This is a genomic window from Rhodococcoides kyotonense (genome assembly GCF_900188125.1).
Taxonomy (GTDB): Bacteria; Actinomycetota; Actinomycetes; order Mycobacteriales; family Mycobacteriaceae; genus Rhodococcoides; species Rhodococcoides kyotonense.
Map to the genome: position 1 here is coordinate 14400 of NZ_FZOW01000030.1, position 16293 is coordinate 30692.

The 16293-nt window shown below is 65.2% G+C and carries 16 protein-coding genes and 1 tRNA gene; 8 read left to right on the plus strand and 9 right to left on the minus strand.

The genetic code is table 11. The features are described from left to right. The first annotated feature begins 3 nt into the window (after window positions 1-3). Entirely contained in the window at window positions 4-1038 is a 1035-nt protein-coding gene (locus CHB96_RS29900; RefSeq protein ID WP_176444541.1) for a DUF6924 domain-containing protein, read from the plus strand. A 126-nt stretch (window positions 1039-1164) separates the two neighbouring features. Here CHB96_RS29900 and CHB96_RS27890 read toward each other — a convergent pair whose 3' ends face one another. Then, a complete protein-coding gene (locus tag CHB96_RS27890; RefSeq protein ID WP_371829062.1) occupies window positions 1165-2325 on the minus strand; it encodes a site-specific integrase in 1161 nt (386 codons plus the stop codon). A 436-nt stretch (window positions 2326-2761) separates the two neighbouring features. Then, window positions 2762-2836 (minus strand) — tRNA-Thr (locus CHB96_RS27895). Window positions 2837-2925: 89 nt separating this feature from the next. On the opposite strand from CHB96_RS27895, the gene CHB96_RS27900 reads away from it, so the two are divergent. Further along, window positions 2926-4413, plus strand: coding sequence for a threonine/serine exporter family protein (locus CHB96_RS27900; protein WP_089252498.1), 1488 nt, complete (start codon window positions 2926-2928; stop codon window positions 4411-4413). On the opposite strand, the gene CHB96_RS27905 is transcribed toward CHB96_RS27900, so the two are convergent. Together CHB96_RS27905 and CHB96_RS27910 are read right to left on the minus strand one after the other, a co-directional pair. Further along, complete coding sequence (locus CHB96_RS27905; RefSeq protein WP_068425313.1) at window positions 4410-4664, minus strand: MbtH family protein; 255 nt, start codon at window positions 4662-4664, stop codon at window positions 4410-4412. The two genes, CHB96_RS27900 and CHB96_RS27905, sit on opposite strands and share 4 nt — an antisense overlap. Window positions 4665-4771: 107 nt before the next feature. Next, complete coding sequence (locus CHB96_RS27910; RefSeq protein WP_089252500.1) at window positions 4772-5581, minus strand: alpha/beta fold hydrolase; 810 nt, start codon at window positions 5579-5581, stop codon at window positions 4772-4774. Between the two features lie 114 nt (window positions 5582-5695). On the opposite strand from CHB96_RS27910, the gene CHB96_RS27915 reads away from it, so the two are divergent. Together CHB96_RS27915 and CHB96_RS27920 are read left to right on the plus strand one after the other, a co-directional pair. Next, window positions 5696-6241 carry a prolipoprotein diacylglyceryl transferase gene (locus CHB96_RS27915; protein ID WP_089252557.1) on the plus strand — a complete coding sequence of 182 codons (546 nt, stop codon included), beginning with the start codon at window positions 5696-5698 and terminating at the stop codon, window positions 6239-6241. Continuing rightward, a complete protein-coding gene (locus CHB96_RS27920; RefSeq protein ID WP_089252502.1) occupies window positions 6238-6876 on the plus strand; it encodes a hypothetical protein in 639 nt (212 codons plus the stop codon). Before CHB96_RS27915 ends, CHB96_RS27920 begins: the two co-directional genes overlap by 4 nt. Before the next feature lie 44 nt (window positions 6877-6920). Here the strand turns inward: CHB96_RS27920 and CHB96_RS27925 are convergent, their stop codons facing one another. After that, on the minus strand, window positions 6921-7883 hold the full coding sequence (locus tag CHB96_RS27925) for a GlxA family transcriptional regulator (protein ID WP_176444542.1): 963 nt from the start codon (window positions 7881-7883) through the stop codon (window positions 6921-6923). A gap of 71 nt (window positions 7884-7954) precedes the next feature. On the opposite strand from CHB96_RS27925, the gene CHB96_RS27930 reads away from it, so the two are divergent. Continuing rightward, entirely contained in the window at window positions 7955-8740 is a 786-nt protein-coding gene (locus tag CHB96_RS27930) for an NAD(P)H-dependent oxidoreductase (protein ID WP_089252504.1), read from the plus strand. Between the two features lie 13 nt (window positions 8741-8753). Here CHB96_RS27930 and CHB96_RS27935 read toward each other — a convergent pair whose 3' ends face one another. Both CHB96_RS27935 and CHB96_RS27940 read right to left on the minus strand, forming a co-directional pair. Next, window positions 8754-10523, minus strand: a complete 1770-nt coding sequence (locus CHB96_RS27935) for an ABC transporter ATP-binding protein (RefSeq protein ID WP_089252506.1) — start codon at window positions 10521-10523, stop codon at window positions 8754-8756. Then, window positions 10520-12214: an ABC transporter ATP-binding protein gene (locus CHB96_RS27940; RefSeq protein ID WP_176444543.1), complete on the minus strand. Its 1695-nt coding sequence runs from the start codon at window positions 12212-12214 to the stop codon at window positions 10520-10522. The genes CHB96_RS27935 and CHB96_RS27940 overlap by 4 nt, the downstream gene beginning before the upstream one ends. A gap of 166 nt (window positions 12215-12380) precedes the next feature. On the opposite strand from CHB96_RS27940, the gene CHB96_RS29905 reads away from it, so the two are divergent. Both CHB96_RS29905 and CHB96_RS27945 read left to right on the plus strand, forming a co-directional pair. Next, on the plus strand, window positions 12381-12554 hold the full coding sequence (locus CHB96_RS29905; protein ID WP_176444544.1) for a hypothetical protein: 174 nt from the start codon (window positions 12381-12383) through the stop codon (window positions 12552-12554). A gap of 35 nt (window positions 12555-12589) precedes the next feature. Then, entirely contained in the window at window positions 12590-14050 is a 1461-nt protein-coding gene (locus tag CHB96_RS27945; protein ID WP_089252508.1) for an alpha,alpha-trehalose-phosphate synthase (UDP-forming), read from the plus strand. A gap of 26 nt (window positions 14051-14076) precedes the next feature. Here the strand turns inward: CHB96_RS27945 and CHB96_RS27950 are convergent, their stop codons facing one another. Further along, window positions 14077-14556, minus strand: coding sequence for an Rv1363c family protein (locus CHB96_RS27950; protein ID WP_089252509.1), 480 nt, complete (start codon window positions 14554-14556; stop codon window positions 14077-14079). Beyond that, window positions 14553-15179, minus strand: coding sequence for an Rv1363c family protein (locus CHB96_RS27955; RefSeq protein ID WP_089252511.1), 627 nt, complete (start codon window positions 15177-15179; stop codon window positions 14553-14555). The genes CHB96_RS27950 and CHB96_RS27955 overlap by 4 nt, the downstream gene beginning before the upstream one ends. Window positions 15180-15348: 169 nt before the next feature. On the opposite strand from CHB96_RS27955, the gene CHB96_RS27960 reads away from it, so the two are divergent. Next, window positions 15349-16290 carry an alpha/beta hydrolase gene (locus tag CHB96_RS27960; RefSeq protein ID WP_089252513.1) on the plus strand — a complete coding sequence of 314 codons (942 nt, stop codon included), beginning with the start codon at window positions 15349-15351 and terminating at the stop codon, window positions 16288-16290. Window positions 16291-16293: the final 3 nt, after the last annotated feature.

A 16293-nucleotide genomic window follows, 5' to 3' on the forward strand; every position in this document is an offset into this window, starting at 1 on the left:
CTCATGTCCAATGCGTTGCCCCCGGGGCAGTCTCTGCTCGTCCGGACCGACTTTTCCAACGAGAGCACGTGGCAACAGGTCTCGACGGATGTGCAGGCTGAGCAGCGTCTGCCAGACGGAGCGCGGGCGCAGGGATTCTTCACCGTGGTCGACAACCGCGCCTACGAGCGGACGACACCGGAAGATCTCCTCGCTCTCGCGTCTGCCCCGGTCAGCTACATGTTCATCGTCGACGAGCTGACAATTACGCGACCTGAGCATCCAGTACTCGTAGTCAGGCCTGGACGAACCGGAAGCGCGGAGGACGAGGCGATAGTCAGTTTCCGCGCCGTGCCCCGCGAACTCGCGTCGATCGAGAACAATCTGTCGATCGGCAACCTCGATTTCAGTGACTACCAACCGCACCTCGACAACGAGGGGATCTATCGCGGCCTGCCCACCCCACCTCGTCAACGTTTCGTCGGAATCGTCGAATTGGTCGAAGCGGCTGCCACGAACGTCTCGACGACTGCGCTAGCGCGGTTCCATCAGACACTGATCAAGAACAGCGCAACACGCCAACACCAGGTCACCGAAGTCGGCGATGTGCGCGAACTACATGACGGCGTGCGTGCCAACGACTACAGCAAGGTTCACGAGCTCCTCGGTCGTGACGAGTTGCTCGACGTGACCGAAGCCGGGGGCCCGGCCCTGACACTTCATTTGAACGTCACCCGGGGCTACTGGTCCGCGGTCCTCGACCCTCAGACATTGGTCCCGCGAGCGGCGATGCTGGTGCAAGGGGCGCTTCCAGATCCCGAGCCCCGCACGACCGTTGCCACCGTCCGTTCTTGGCACACAGAAGGCAGATTCGGCGTTCTCGATGCGCCCGATCTTCCAGGCGGGTGCTGGGTGTTCTTCCACTGCATCGTCGACGTCTACGGAACGAGCAACTTCGAACTGCGCGAGGGCCAACAGGTCGAGGTCGACTTCGTCGCCAGCACCAGTGCCGGCATCCCGAACCCGTTCAGAGCGGTCGAGGTCCGCCTTCAGAGCTGACAGCACCAATAGACACCGCATTCGATTCAGCTGCAGGAGAGGGGTCTGCGCCTTCAGCCTGCAGAGGGTGTCTCGGTCAGAACTGTTGCACTGGCGTATCGAACGCAACTCCGCCTAGTTTAATTACTACAGGCCGATCTCGGTGACCGCATTGCCCACTAGTGGTGCGTGTTCGCGGCGGTAGACCTCGATGGAGTCGAGGCGGGTGTGTCCGGTCTGGCGCGCGATGGCGGTGCTGTCGGCGCCGTTGCGGGTGCTCTGGGTGACGAAGCCGGCGCGGAGGGAGTGCCCGCCGAGCTTGGTGAGTGCGGCGGGGTCGTATCCGGCGTGTTCGGCGCGGCGACGGATGGTCTTGTGAATTGCGGCCCCGGACAGCGCCGTTGCGCCGAGGTTGCCGTTCTGGGCGATGGCCCGCAGCAGTGGCGCTCGGGCGGCGGTGCGGGGCACTCCCCCACGGCACGCATGTTCGATGAATGGCTCTCGCTTACGCAGGAGCCGGATTACGGACGGCCGGCCCCCGATGTCGTAGGCAGCGACGACCTGCACCCACCGGACGTACGCGCAGGGCGGGCAGGTCTCGTGGGAGTCGGTGTACGGCAGCGCTTTCACCGCACCCCGGCCTTCCTGGTCGGTCTTCGACTTCCGCATTCGAATGTGCAGGCCGTCGAGGCGATGGAGAGTCACATCCCCACACAGCAGCTCGGACAGTTCGCTGCGGCGGAAGGCGCCGGCGAAGCCGAGCAGCAGGATCGCCGAGTCCCGACGTTCGAGGACATCGTCGGCCCAGCCGCGGCACCGCTCGCGCGCGGTGTCGACGAGGACCTTGATGTCGTCGACCAGTAGCGGGGCTCGTCGGTTCTGCGGGCGCTCCCCTGCGGTCGCGTATTCGCGGCGGATGCCGGACAGGGTTGCGGTGACGAGTTCGTGCGCCGTTGGGGACAGGTGCCCGGTGGTGCGGTGTTGATGGTTGATCGCGGCGATCCAGGTGCCGAATGTCGCGGCGGCGTAGGCCCGCTCCCCCGTTTCGGTGCGGGTGTCGGCGGCGTCGACGAGGTACGCGGCGACGGTGACCGGGTGCGTCGGCAACGAGGCATGGCCTTCCCGCTCGCACCAGCCCGCGAAGCGACGCCAGCCGGCGGCATAGGTGCGTCGAGTCCCCTCGGACCGGGACGACTCGACCGCCTGCGCGATCCGCTTGGCGACGGCGGGCGGGATCTCGGGTTCCACGGCCGTCGATACCTGCGCTGGATTGCCTGCCGCAGGCATTCGAGCTGGTGGGAAGTCCATGTCGGCAGCCTAGCGCAGGTGACCGACAGATCTCCGGACCAAAAACTGTGCTGAACTGGCGTTTCAGCCACGCTGGTACGGAAAATGCAATTTACGTCGCCGACTTCCGAATGTCCGAATTCTCTTCTCGTACGGACTCGAGTAGTCGCCCGAGGCCCTCGGCTGTCGTACTTCGACCGCGACGCAGTTGCAGTTGCCGCTGTCAAGTGCGACCGACAATCTGCAGCCTGGACGGTCCGTCGACAATTACGGCCTCTAGAGGCTGCCCAGATCCCTGGTTCGTCCGCACAAACTCGGCCGAGTTCGCGCGCGTCCAGACACCCGCTCAAGAGTGAGTTTTCAGTGACTTGTGACATTCTGTGACACTGAGCCACTTTCCGGCAATGGTTGTCATGTTCCAGAACCAGAAAAACCCCTGCTCAGCAGGGGTTTTTGGTGGAGCCCCCTAACGGGATTGAACCGTTGACCGCTCGCTTACAAGGCGAGTGCTCTACCGCTGAGCTAAGGAGGCGTTGTGCGTCAGCCACTATATCCGTTCACAATGCCATCAGTGTCAGCAGGTACCTTGAGCGTGGATCACACCAGCAACAGAAAACGGACATGACCTTCCTGCACGACTTGACGGCCTCGCTCAGCCGTCTCACCGGTGAGCGCCGCGCCACCATCGATACTCCGACTGCAGCGCCGTCGCCCCTGCAGCCGATCGACCTCACCGACGATGCCGTCGTCGCCGAGGTTCTCGACCTGGCTGTACGCGTCGGCGAGGTCCTTCTCGCGTCGGGGACGTCGGCGATGGATACGACGACTCAGGTGCAGTTCATCGCCGCAACCTACGGTCTGGCTCGTTGCGACGTGGACGTCACGTACAACTCGATCACCATCAGCGCCCACCGCGGCCCGACGCGTCCGCCGTCGACGACGATGCGCATCGTTCATTACCGCTCGATGGACTTCACCCGATTGGCGGCGGTGGACCGTCTGATCCGCGGCATCCGTATGAAGATGATTCCGCCACCGATCGCGCGCGAGACGTTGGACAGCATCACCACCGCCCCGCACCCTTACAACCGGTGGATCGCGACGTTCGCGTGGGCGGGCATGGCCGCATCGATCGGCGTGCTGCTCGGTGGTGGCGTGCTGGTGGCCGTCGTGAGCTTCTTGACGACGATGGTCATCGACCGCATCGGCCGCGTGCTCAACCGCGCGGGCCTTCCGTTCTTCTTCCAGCAGGTCGTCGGCGGCTTCGTCGCTGCGACGCCTGCCATCACGCTGTACAACTTCCAGGATCAGCTGGGCATCAACATCTCGCCGTCTCAGGTCATCGCCGCGGGAGTGACGGTGCTGCTGTCGGGACTGTCGCTGGTCGGCTCGGTGCAGGACGCCATCACGGGAGCGCCGATCACGGCGTCGGCCAGATTTTTCGAGGTCCTGATGATGACGGGCGGCATCATCGCAGGTGTCGCGACGTCGTTGAAGATCGCTGCGATCATCGGCAGCGATCTGCCCCTGATCAGCAACACACCGCCGCCGGACATCACCGAGGTGCCCACGAAAGTCCTGGCAGGTGCGGCGGCCTCACTGTTCTATGCGCTGGCCTGCTACGCCGAGAAGCGTGCACTGACGGCGGCATTCCTCGGCGGTTTCGCCGGAGCCCTGGTGTACCTGGTGATCCAGACGCTCGCGACTGGTCCGATCATTGCGTCGGCGTTCGCTGCTACGGTGGTCGGCTTCGCGGGTGGTCTGATGGCTCGTCGAGCACTCATTCCGCCGTTGATCGTCGCGGTCGCAGGTATCACGCCGCTGCTGCCCGGTCTGTCGTTGTACCGCGGCTTGTACGCAATGCTCAACGACCAGCTTCTGATCGGCTTCAGCTCGCTTCTCGCGGCCTTCGGCATCGGCTGCGGACTGGCCGCAGGCGTGACTCTCGGTGAGTGGGGCGCTCGAACGCTGCGTCGTCCGCGCATCCTGGCCCGCACCGAGGAACTGCTGCGTCCGACGCTTCGGCGCAAAGAAGAACCGCGCCGCCCGACGGTTCGTCGGCGACGCGGTTCTCTGGAAAAGGCCACTCCGAAGGAGCGCCGGGCCTAGGCCTCGGGCTTGCCCTCAGCGGACTGACGTGCGGCTGCGTCGGCCTCCATTGCTTCGCGGAGGCTGCGCGGACGCATGTCGGTCCAGTTCTTCTCGACGTACTCCAGGCATGCTGCGCGGCTGTCTTCTCCGAAAACGACTCGCCATCCCTGCGGGACGTCGGAGAACGTCGGCCACAGCGAGTGCTGATCTTCGTCGTTGACCAGCACGAAGAAGCGTCCGTCTTCGTCATCGAATGGATTGGTGCTCATCTCGCCTCACTCGTCACAAACGTCTTGTTTATCGGCAGTCTTCTGTGTGAAGTGCCCCCCGACCCTAGCAACGCACAGTATCGCACCGGGGGACCAGCTTTCTCAGCTCAGCTGCGCAGAAAGTCCAGGATCGCGTCGTTGATGGCGTCGGGCCGCTCGAGATAGCCGTAATGACCGACGTCGGGGATCTCGACGTACTGGGCGCCGGGGATCGATTTCGCCAGCTCCGCACTGAGGTAGGCCGGGATCATCCGGTCGTGCTCGAAGCCGACGGACAGGCAGGGCACGGTGATTCTGTTGTAGACGGTGCTGCGGTCGAATCGATCGTTCATGCCGAGCTGAGCGCGCACACCGGGCGTTGTGGGTGCCGTCGAGAATTCGAACAGGTCGAGCCAGTCGCGCGCGGACCGGGAGTCGGCGAGGGTCGTCGGCGACAGGTTCATCACTGCGGTCACGGCGGCCGCGTATTGCGGCGGCAGCGCAGTCTTCGCGTCGGCGAGCGCGCGCTCGCCGTCGCCGAGGGTCTTCTGGAACTCGTCGAGACGAGCGTGCCCGGCCAGGAAAACGGCCTTGCGCAACAAGTCGGGACGCGTCAGGGCAAGCTCTTGCGCGACGCGCGCACCCATCGACGTTCCGACGACGTAGGCCTTCTCGTCGCCCTCACGCACCAGTTCGATCAGTGCTGCGGTGTCGGCGACCATGTCGTCGATGGAGATGCCCTGTGCGCTCTCGAACGACGGAGCGATCCCGCGGTTGTCGAAATAGCAGACGCGATAACCGGCCTTCACGAGAGCAGGGACCTGATGCAGCTCCCAGACACGGCCCGGGCTACCCGTGCCCATGATGAGCACGACCAGGTCGCCGGTTCCCTTCACCTGGTAATTCAGCGAGATCCCGTTCACGGTCGCAATCGGCATGAAACTCCTTCGTCTGTCTGGTGTTGCTCGCGAAGAGCTTACGGCGGGTTTCCACCGTCGACCACGGGGTAGTCCTGCCCCGACCGGATCGCGAGTATGCGAGGAGCAGCCCAGATGACCGAGGACAGAGCATCCGACCAGGCCCGAAAGAGCCTGTTCGACGCGGCCAAGGGGAAGGCCAAAGAGGTAGTCGGCGCAGTCACCGGCAACGACGAGCTCACCACCGAGGGCCAACTGCAGAGCGCACAGGCACGCGAACGCAAGGAAGCGAAGGCGACCGAACTGGCCGCCGAGGCCCAGGCGCAGGACGCCGCCGAGAAGTTGGCGTCGGCGAAGAACACCGCGGACGATCAGCGGGAAGCAGCCAGCGACAGCGCGGAGGCAGTCGAAGAGAATGCGCGACGCGTACAGCAGCGACAGCATGTCGCGGCCGAGCAGGAAAAGCATCGGGTGATCGCCGACGAGGCCGCCGACGCCGAGGTCGACGCTCGAGCCGAACAGGTGGAAGCCGTCGCCGAAGGGCAGTCCGACGCCGCCGAGGCGACCCGGGACGAACTGAACGCCATCCGCGAGCACAGCGAGGACATCGCCGACGCCGACGCATTGCGAGCCGAAGCCGATCGCGCGCGGCGCACCAGCCGACAAGGAGATCTTCCATGAATGCACTCAGCATCCCGTTGTCCATACTTCGGTTGCAGTACAAGATCGTTCGGATTCCGTTCCAGCTGTTCGAGACCAACGTCGTTCAGCGCAGGGATGCCGAGGATCCGGCGCGGCTGGCGTACGAGCGAACCGTCGGGACGCTCGAGAAAGTGATCGGCGGAGTTCTCGGCGATCCCGACGTCGAACATCGAGGCAAGGCCCTCGTCGATCGCGCCGAGGATCTGGAACTGGCGCGCACACTCGATGCCGCCGCCGACGAGAACGAGAAGCAGGCGGACCAGAAGCTGACTGCGGCCCGCGAAGCTGCGCACAAGGAACGCGCGGCGGCAGCGGAGGCAGCCGACGAGGCGGCGCGTGAGGCGCGTCAGGACGCCGAGGAGCGTAAGCAGCAGGCCGCCGCCGACGCCGAACAACGCGCCGAAGCCGAGAAGAAGCGGGCGGACGAGGTTGCCGAGGCCCGAACCGAGCAAGCGCACGTCGCCGAGCAGAAGCAGCACGACGAGATTTCGAAGGTCGAGGACATCGTCTCTGCGCCAGCCGAATCCGAGCTCGCCGACGCCGCCGAGCGTCAGGAGGAAGCGGAGGCGAAGAAGGACGAGGCCGAGCGGATCGAGAAGTTGTTCAGGCAGTAGTGCGGCTGCGCCACCCGTGCGTGGGTAGTTGGTCTCTTGTGTAACTATGCACGCACGGGTGCCGGAGGCGCATTCCACGTCGCGCGATAGGCGCTCGGCGAGACTCCGATCTCCGCCATCATCTGCTGTCGCATCGACGTCGCCGTCCCGAACCCCGCTTCGGCGGCGACGCGATCGATCGTGTGATCGGTGTTCTCCAATAGTTCCTGCGCACGGCGAAGGCGCTGTGATGCAATCCATTTCGCCGGCGACACACCGACTTCCGCGGTGAACCGCCGCGTGAAGGTACGGACGCTCATCGCTTGCACGCCGGCCAGGGCACTGATGGACAACGGCTGATGCAGGTTCCCCAGTGCCCAATCCTGCGCAGCTGCAATCGAGCTCGCCTTCGCACGCGGCACCGGCGTCGCGATGTACTGCGCCTGTCCGCCGCTGCGATGCGGCGGCACGACGGTTCCGCGAGCCACCCGGTTCGCGACGGCGGCACCGAAGTCGTGGCGAATCATGTAGAGACACAGGTCGATACCCGATGCCTCCCCCGCGGCCGTCAAGACGGTGCCATCGTGCGTGTACAGAACGTTCGGCTCGAGAAGCACCTGCGGATACAGCGCGCGGAACTGGTTTACCGAGGCCCAGTGCGTCGTCGCTCTCCGACCGTCGAGCAACCCCGCAGCGGCGAGCACGAAGGCCCCGGTGCAGATGGAGGCAATCCGAGCACCCTTCGGAACGTTCTCGAGAAAGGCCGTGTCCGCCAACGGGTTCGGTCCGTAATCGAGATCCGACGCGGGGACGATGACGGTGTCCGCGTCGGCCAACGCGTCGAGACCCCGTGACACATGGATGGGCACGTCGGCGTCGGTCCGCACGGGCCCGGGCGTCGTCGTACAGGTGACGACGTCGTACAGCTTGTCGCCGTTGTCCGACGTGGCCTGCCCGAACAATCTGTGCACGGATCCGAACTCCATGCCGAGCAATCCGTCGCGGACGAATACCACCACCGTGTGCATGGCCGAATTCTTTCACATGTTGACCGATCGGCCACTGTTTCTGCACTACCGCAGGTGACAGGCTCGGAAGCATGAACATTCTCTGGGTTTTCGCTCATCCCGACGAGCGCTCGTTGAACGGCTCCCTCCGCGACTCGGCGCTGGCATCGCTGGCCGAGGCAGGCCATACCGTCGAACAGTCCGATCTCTATCGCATGGGGTGGAACCCCGTCGTCAGCGCAGAAGATTACGGCCACGATCCTGCACAACGGATGCAGGTGGCCACCGCGTCGTCGACGGCTCTGCGGAACGGCACGCTGGCGTCGGACATCACGGCGGAGCAGGCGAAACTGCATCGAGCAGATGCCGTCGTACTCCAGTTTCCGTTGTGGTGGTACTCGATGCCCGCGATCATGAAGGGCTGGGTGGACCGGGTGTTCATCGAGGGTTTCGGATACAACATCCGGCGCGAGACCGGCGGCACCCGACGCTACGGCGATGGTCTGATGGCGGGTAAGCGCGCGATGATCGTCACCAGCATGGGTGGCAGCGAACACACCGTGTCACCACGCGGAATCAACGGCTCACTCGACGAACTACTGTTCCCGATTCAACACGGATTCTTCTGGTACACAGGCATGTCCGTGCTTCCGCCGGTGCTGATACCCAGCGCCGATCGATTGACCGACGAGGACTTCGTGCTGGCCGAGAAACAGCTGAACGACCGGCTGAAGACCCTCTTCACCGACGACACCATCCCGTTCCGCCATCAGCACGGCGGCGAGTACGACGAGAAATTCGTACTACGCCCCGAGCATGCTGCCGGTGAATCGGGTGTGCGGGTGCATACGCGCTTCGCGCCTGTGCGCGGAAAGTAACAGCAGAGACGAACTATGCACGCACGGGCGGCGGAGCCGCACTCTCCCACGCCGACCAGAGTTCCGCGTAACGTCCACCTGCAGAGACCAATTCGTCGTGCGGGCCCTGCTCGATGATCTTGCCGTGTTCGAGCACGACGATGCGGTCCGCGGCCGCCGCTTGCGTCAGACGATGCGCGACGACCAGAGCACTGCGTCCGCGAGTCGCGGCCGCGGCTGCCGCTTCCAGATCACGCGCACCCGAGCTGCCTGCTTCGGCCGTCGCCTCGTCGAGCACGGCGACAGCCGGGTCCGCGAGCACGAGCCGCGCGAGCGCAAGTTGTTGCGACTGAGCCGAAGTCAGCGCATGTCCGCCTTCGCCGACGACGGTGTCGAGCCCGTCGTCGAGTGCGTCGGCCCACTTGTCGGCACCGACGGTCGCGAGCGCGGCGCGGGCGTCGTCACGCGTCGCATCGGGAGCAGCCAGCAACAGGTCGTCGATCAGACTGCCCGAGAACACATGTACTTCCTGGCTGACGATCGCGATGTGGCGGCGCAGGCCGTCGGCACCGAGATCGGTGAGCGTCTCGCCGCCGATCTTGATGGTCCCCGACGTCGACGCGATGGAGCCGGCCGCGATGGCGGCGATGGTCGACTTACCCGCACCCGTCGAGCCGACGAGCGCAACCGTCTCTCCTGCACCGATTTTCAGGTCGATGCCGTGCAGGACTTCGTGCCCGGTGTCGTACGAATGCCGCAGGCCCTTTACTTCGAGGCTGCCGTCGACGGGCTTCGCGCCGGTGCCCGGCGAGCGCTCGTCGGGAATGTCGATGACGCCGACGAGACGTGCGAGGCTGGCGCCTGCCGATTGGACATCGTCGAACGAGAACATCAGCATGCCGATGGGATTGAACAGCCGATGGAACAGCAACGCGGCGGCAGTGACCTGGCCGACCGTGACATAGCCGTCCTGCACGAACAGAAATCCTGCGGCGAGAATCACCGACAACCCGACACATTCCGCGCGATTGCTGCGCGCACCGAAGCGCGTGAACAACCGGAACACCGTGATGCCGATGTCCCGCGCCTTGCCCGACGCGGCGTCGATCTCGGCGAGGTGCGACTCCTCGAGTCCGTACGCACGGACGGTCCGCGCACCCTGCATGCTGCTGATCAACGCCTGCGAACGCTCGCCCATGGCGACACGCTCGGCCGCGTACAGCGGCGCCGACCTGGGCAGATACCACCGTAGCGCCATCACGTACATCGGAATCGCGACCATGCCCGCGAGGCCGAGACGCCAGTCCAGGCTGAGCATTGCGACGACACTCAGCGACACCAGCAGCAGCGCCGAGACGATGTTCGGGATGACTTCGCCGATGGATTTCGCCATGACCGCGACGTCGTCGCCGACGCGCGAGAGCAGATCGCCCTTGCCGACGCGTTCGAGTGTGCTGACCGGCAGGTGCAGCGACCGGGACAGCACACGTTCGCGCAGCGTCGCGAGTATGGCTTCACCGAGCTTGCTGATGAGATACGTGCTGAGTGCGGTGAACACGCCGCCGACGATCGCGGCCACGGTGATGATGACGACGACCGTCACGATGGTCGACGTCGGCGCACCCTCGGTCACGCGATCGACGAGCACACCGAACACGTACACCGGGATCAGCGACATGGCCGCGGCGACGGCGCTGACCACGACCGTCAGCGCCGCGAGGCCGCGTCGGGACCGCAGTTCGTTCGACAGATAAGCCCACGACCGTTTGCCCGTGGCGATGGGGAGCAGTTCCGGGGTGGTCATCGGAGGACCGTCTCCTTGTAGCGTTCGTCGCCGACGGCGAGATCGTGATGGGTGCCTTCCGCGACGACGCGGCCGTCGTCGATCACCAGGACTCGATGCGTGACGGCCAGCAGCGCCGGACTCGTGGTGATCAGCACCGTCGTCTGGGCGTGTGTCTCGGAGTGCCGCAGTTCCTTGATCCCCGCTGCGATGGCGTGCTCGGTGACGGCGTCGACGGCAGTCGTCGGGTCGTGCAGGACCAGCACGGGCGCGGACACCGACAGTGCCCGAGCGAGCGCGACGCGTTGGCGCTGGCCACCGGACAAGCTGGCGCCGCGGTCGGTGACGGCGTGGTCGAGCCCACTCTCGTGCATCTCGACGACGTCCGTCGCAGCCGACGCGGCCAGGACTCGATCGAGATCCTGCCGACCGCTTCCGGCCGCGATGTTGGTCCGCAACGTGCCTGCGAACAGGTCGGTGTTGTGTGGTTCGACGAGGACGGTCCTGCGTACCTCGGGCAACCCGAGCCCCTGGACGTCGAGGCCGCCGATGGTGAGGGAACCGCGGTAGTCGTCGGCGCCGACCTGTCCGGACAGCACGGCCGCGAGCGCCTCGCCGTCCTGCGCCCGCAGTGCGACGACGCCGAGCAGCTCACCGGGCGCCGCCGACAGGTCGAGGCCGTCGAGCGAGCGGTACGTGACACCCTTGACTGCGACGTCGGTGGCCGTCGGCTTCTCGGAACCACCCTCCGCGAGAACATGATCGGCACCGAGAACCAGCGCGAGCCGATCCGCAGAACCACGCACGACGGCGGCGACACCCGGCAACCGCGACATCGTCGTCAGCGGTTCCATGATGAACTGCGACAGGCCGACGACCGTGATCAGTTCACCGACGGAAATGCGCCCCTGCAGCGCGAACAGGCCTGCCGCACCGGCGATGCCGACCGACAGCAGTGCACTGACCGTCGTCGAGAATCCCAGGTAGGCGCTGTTGGCCTTGGCCATCTTCATCGTCGCGGTCAACGCGGTCCTGCTCGACGCGTGGAACCGCGTCGCCGCCGCGTTCTCGGCACCGATGCCGCGCAACGGACGTACGCCGCTGACCAGGTCGGTCGCCATCCCGGACACACGCGCGACGGTCGCCTGCTGTTCGGTTGCAGCGCGCGTCAACAACGGCGCTGCCCGCTGCAACAGGAACATGATGACCGGCGTGCCGATGAGTACGGCTAGCCCGAGCGGAATGTCGATGACCAGCAGCGCGACGGCACACACGATAGCCGCCGTCGACGCCGCGACGGTCCTGGCGATGACGTCGAGAATCCACGAGGTCTTCTCGGCGTCGGACGTCGACACCGACAACAGCTCGCCGGATACCAGATCGGTGCGCACTCCCCGCGGATGCAGGACCTTGCCCGCCACCTCGACACGCATGAGATGAGCCTCACGTTCGATGCCGACGACGATGATGCGCGCACCGAATCGATAGGCGTACGACAGCACCACGAACAACCCGGCCAGCCCGAACAGCGACACGATCATCGCCTTGCCGTCGCCGGTGTCGATGGCGCGGCCGACGATCAGACCGATCGCGACCGGCACCATCGTCTCGCAGAACTGGTGAACGCAGAAGAACAAGGACGAGATGATCAGTCGCGCTCGCTGACGCCGAACGCTCCTGCGCAGAATCTCGCTGCCTGTGGACACGGCCATCACGCCGCCGGGTGGGAAAAGTGCATTAGCAGACCCTATTCCATCGGGGTGACAACGTGTTCGTGCCCGAAAGTGGCGAGGAACCGGCGGATTTACATAGAGTCGTGGCGCGACGAGCACAATCAGCTCGTCCGATGCATTGCAGCCAACGAACACGGAGATCACCATGGCCGCCAAGACGACCACCGACAACGACATCGCCGACGACGAACTCGAGCCCTTGGCCGACGAGACAGCGAGCCAGGCACAGCGCGTCGTCGCAGCGTATGCGACCGACGCGGACGAGTGCCGCATGCTTTTGTCGATGTTGGGTATCGAACCCACTGCAAAGGTCGACTGACACATCCGCGATTCGCGTAAACCGATAGGACAGTAGTGGCTGACGCCTCACAGGGCTCGGAATTCGTCGTCGTAGCCAACAGGTTGCCTGTCGACCTGGAGAAGCTTCCCGACGGCAGCACGCGGTGGAAGCGCAGCCCCGGTGGGCTCGTCACCGCGCTCGAGCCCATCCTGCGGGCCAACAAGGGTGCGTGGGTCGGCTGGCCAGGCGTGCCGGACGTCGACGTCGAACCGTTCTACGAGGACGGTCTCGAGCTGTGTCCCGTCGGTCTCAGCGAGAAGGAAGTCGCCGACTACTACGAAGGCTTCTCGAACGCCACGCTGTGGCCGCTGTACCACGATGTGATCGTCAAGCCGGTGTACGACCGGTCGTGGTGGAACGCGTACGTCGAGGTCAATCGACGTTTCGCCGAAACCACGTCCAAGGCCGCCGCGCAGGGGGCGACCGTCTGGATCCAGGACTACCAGCTGCAACTCGTCCCCAAGATGCTGCGGATGCTGCGCCCCGACCTCACTATCGGGTTCTTCCTGCACATCCCGTTCCCGCCGGTCGAGCTGTTCATGCAGATGCCATGGCGTACCGAGATCGTCGAGGGTCTCCTCGGCGCCGATCTCATCGGTTTCCACCTTCCCGGTGGTGCACAGAACTTCCTGTATCTCGCGCGACGGCTGGCCGGGCAGGTCACCTCCCGCGGAACCGTCGGCGTTCGGTCGAAGCTCGGATCCGTGCAGGTCGGCTTCCGCACCGTGCGCGTCGGCGCGTTCCCGATCTCCATCGACTCCGGGGATCTCGACGAGAAGTCACGCTCGAAGGCCGTCCGGGATCGGGCCAAGCAGATCCGCAAGGAACTGGGCAACCCGAAGCGCATCATGCTGGGCGTCGACCGCCTGGACTACACCAAGGGCATCGACGTCCGCCTCAACGCGTTCCGCGAACTGCTCGAAGAGGATCGCGTCGACCCGGTCGACAACATCATCGTCCAGCTCGCCACGCCCAGCCGCGAACGGGTCGAGAGTTACAAGGCGATGCGCGGCGAGATCGAACAGCAGGTCGGCCGGATCAACGGTGAATACGGGCAGGTCGGGCATCCGGTCGTGCACTACCTGCACCGCCCGATCCCGCGCGACGACCTGATCGCGTATTTCGTCGCCGCCGACGTCATGCTCGTCACCCCCCTGCGCGACGGTATGAATCTGGTCGCGAAGGAGTACATCGCGTCCCGCAGCGATCTCGGCGGCTCACTGGTCCTGAGTGAATTCACCGGTGCGGCAGCCGAATTGCGGCAGGCGTACCTGTGCAACCCCCACGACCTCGACAGCGTGAAGGATGCCATCGTCTCCGCGCTCGAACAGCAGCCCGAGGACGGCCGTCGGCACATGCGCGCGATGCGCAGGCAGGTGCTGGCGCACGACGTCGACCGGTGGGCCCGGTCGTTCCTCAATGCGCTGTCGGAGCCGGCGGAGGGCGCTCCGCGCCATGTGCACGAAAATACATAGCCCGCTATGTATTTTCGTGCACATGGTCAAATCGGCTGAAGACTACTCGTCAACCAACGGCCGTCGATCTTCTCCAAACTCATACGAACGCGGCTCCCGCTGCTGGCGGCCTCGGGGGCATCCGAGCTCGTGGTGATCTGATTCAGGAACAGCAGTACCGTCGCGGAGTCAGGAGCCGCATCGACGACGGCAGCACCCTGCACCGTCACCTGAACCGTCAATGACTTCTCCTTCGCCCCCGGTGCGATGACACCCGTGACGAGCGTGGTGTATTCGTCCTTGAAGTCACCCGTCAAACCGTCTGCAGCAGAGGCTAATTGCTGATCGACTCCGCCGAAGTCGTACGCCAACATCGCCACCGCCTGCGCACTCGCAGCATCGACGGCGTCGGTTCGCGCCTGCTCGGTCTCCGCGTTCTGCCGGTACTGATAGAACAGCACCCCGACACCCGCAGCCAAAGCCAGAACCACGACAACGGCCAACGCACGCACCACGATTCGGTTCACGGCACGAACTCCACTCTCGACGCGGTCATGACCCCGCCGTCGTCGACGACCGTGACGCGTAGCCGGAAGTCCCGCGGCTGCGGTTCGGCGGCGTCGGAGTTCTGCACCATCGCTCGGGCCGCGACGAGTACGTCCGCGGAATCATCAGTGGCGCTTTCCATTCCGGCTTCGATGATCTGCCCGTTCGAATCGACCCGAGCCTGCTGGACGACCTGCACGAACGGACCCTCCCTGCCCTCGAATTCGGCCTTGAAATCACCACTGGCCCCGGCGAGAAGTCGGTCGACGTCTTCCTGCGCCGAATCCGGGTGAATGGTCGTCAGATTCAACACGGTCTGGCGGGCGGTCTGCACGAAACGCTCGGTGCGCGCATCCTCGGCACTCGCCGACCGAAGCCCGAAGGACAGATAGATCGCCGCCGCGAGCAGTGCCACCACCGCGACGACGAACACCGACAGCAGTACGACGCGTCGGCGTCCCGTTCGTGGAGTCACCGTGGGCTTCGGAGGCTCGGCAGGCTTCTTCTCCAGCACCGGTGTCGACGTCGCACTCGACACCGGACCCGCCGGGCGGACAGCGCGACGACGCGGACGCCGCGGCGCCGGGCCCTCGTCCGATTCCATAACGACCTTCCTCGTGATGATGCCTGATCGAATGCTAACTAGAACATGTTTCCAGCGTGCATCGATCGGCCGATTGCATGCCACAGGTTTCGAGGCCCCTACGATCTGGAACTCGTTCTTCGTGCTGATAGCCTCGATCGTTCGGGGTACGGCGAGAGGATCTTCCGATATGGCACACACGCTCACCTGGCACGACGACGTCAGTCGCCAAGCCAAGATCCTGTCCGCCGCCGTGCGGTTGACGCTGAAGCCTGCGTTCACGATGTGGCCGCTCACCGACGGCGGCATCAGAGCAATCGGCCACCTCGACCGTGCCGTGGACAGACTGCCGAAGCCGCGACGCGTGCAGATCGAGCAAGTTCGACTCGGCGGCGTGCCCTGCGAGAAGACGACGCATCCTCGCGTCGCCACCGGTTCGCTGACGGGCGCGACGGTGCTGTACTTCCACGGTGGCGGATTCGTGTTCTGCGGCTTGGCAACTCACCGCAGCGCCTGCGCGACGATCGCAGCCCGCGCCGGTCTTCCGGTCTATTCGGTCGAATATCGCCAGATCCCCCACGGCGGCATCGGAACATCGATCGCCGACGCGATGCATTCCTACCGCGCCGCGCTCGAGGTCGCCGCCGACCCGTCGAAGATCATCGTCGCAGGCGACTCGGCCGGCGGCTATCTCGCGATGAAGGTCGCCGAGATCGCCGTTCTCGAGGGCCTGACGCCTCCCGCAGCGGTACTCGGGTTCTCGCCGCTGCTCAATCTCGACCTGAAGAGCCACCCCCGCAAGTTCATGAAGAAGGACGCTTACCTGCCGATGAAGCAGGTTCTGGCGCTCGAAGACCGCTGGCTGAACGGGCCGGATGCCATTCCAGGGGCCGCGTCGCCCATCGATGCCGACCCGTCGGTGTTCCCGCCGATCTTCCTGTCCACGGCCGAATACGAACTCATGCGTCCCGACGTCGAAGCCATGACGCGCACGCTCGCGCTGGCGGGCAAGACCGTCGAAACCCATGTGTGGCGCGGTCAGGTCCATGCGTTCCCCGTCATGGCCGGTGCGTTGCCCGAGGGACGCACGGTCCTCGACCTGGCCGTCGCGTTCGCGGCGCGGAACCTCTGACAC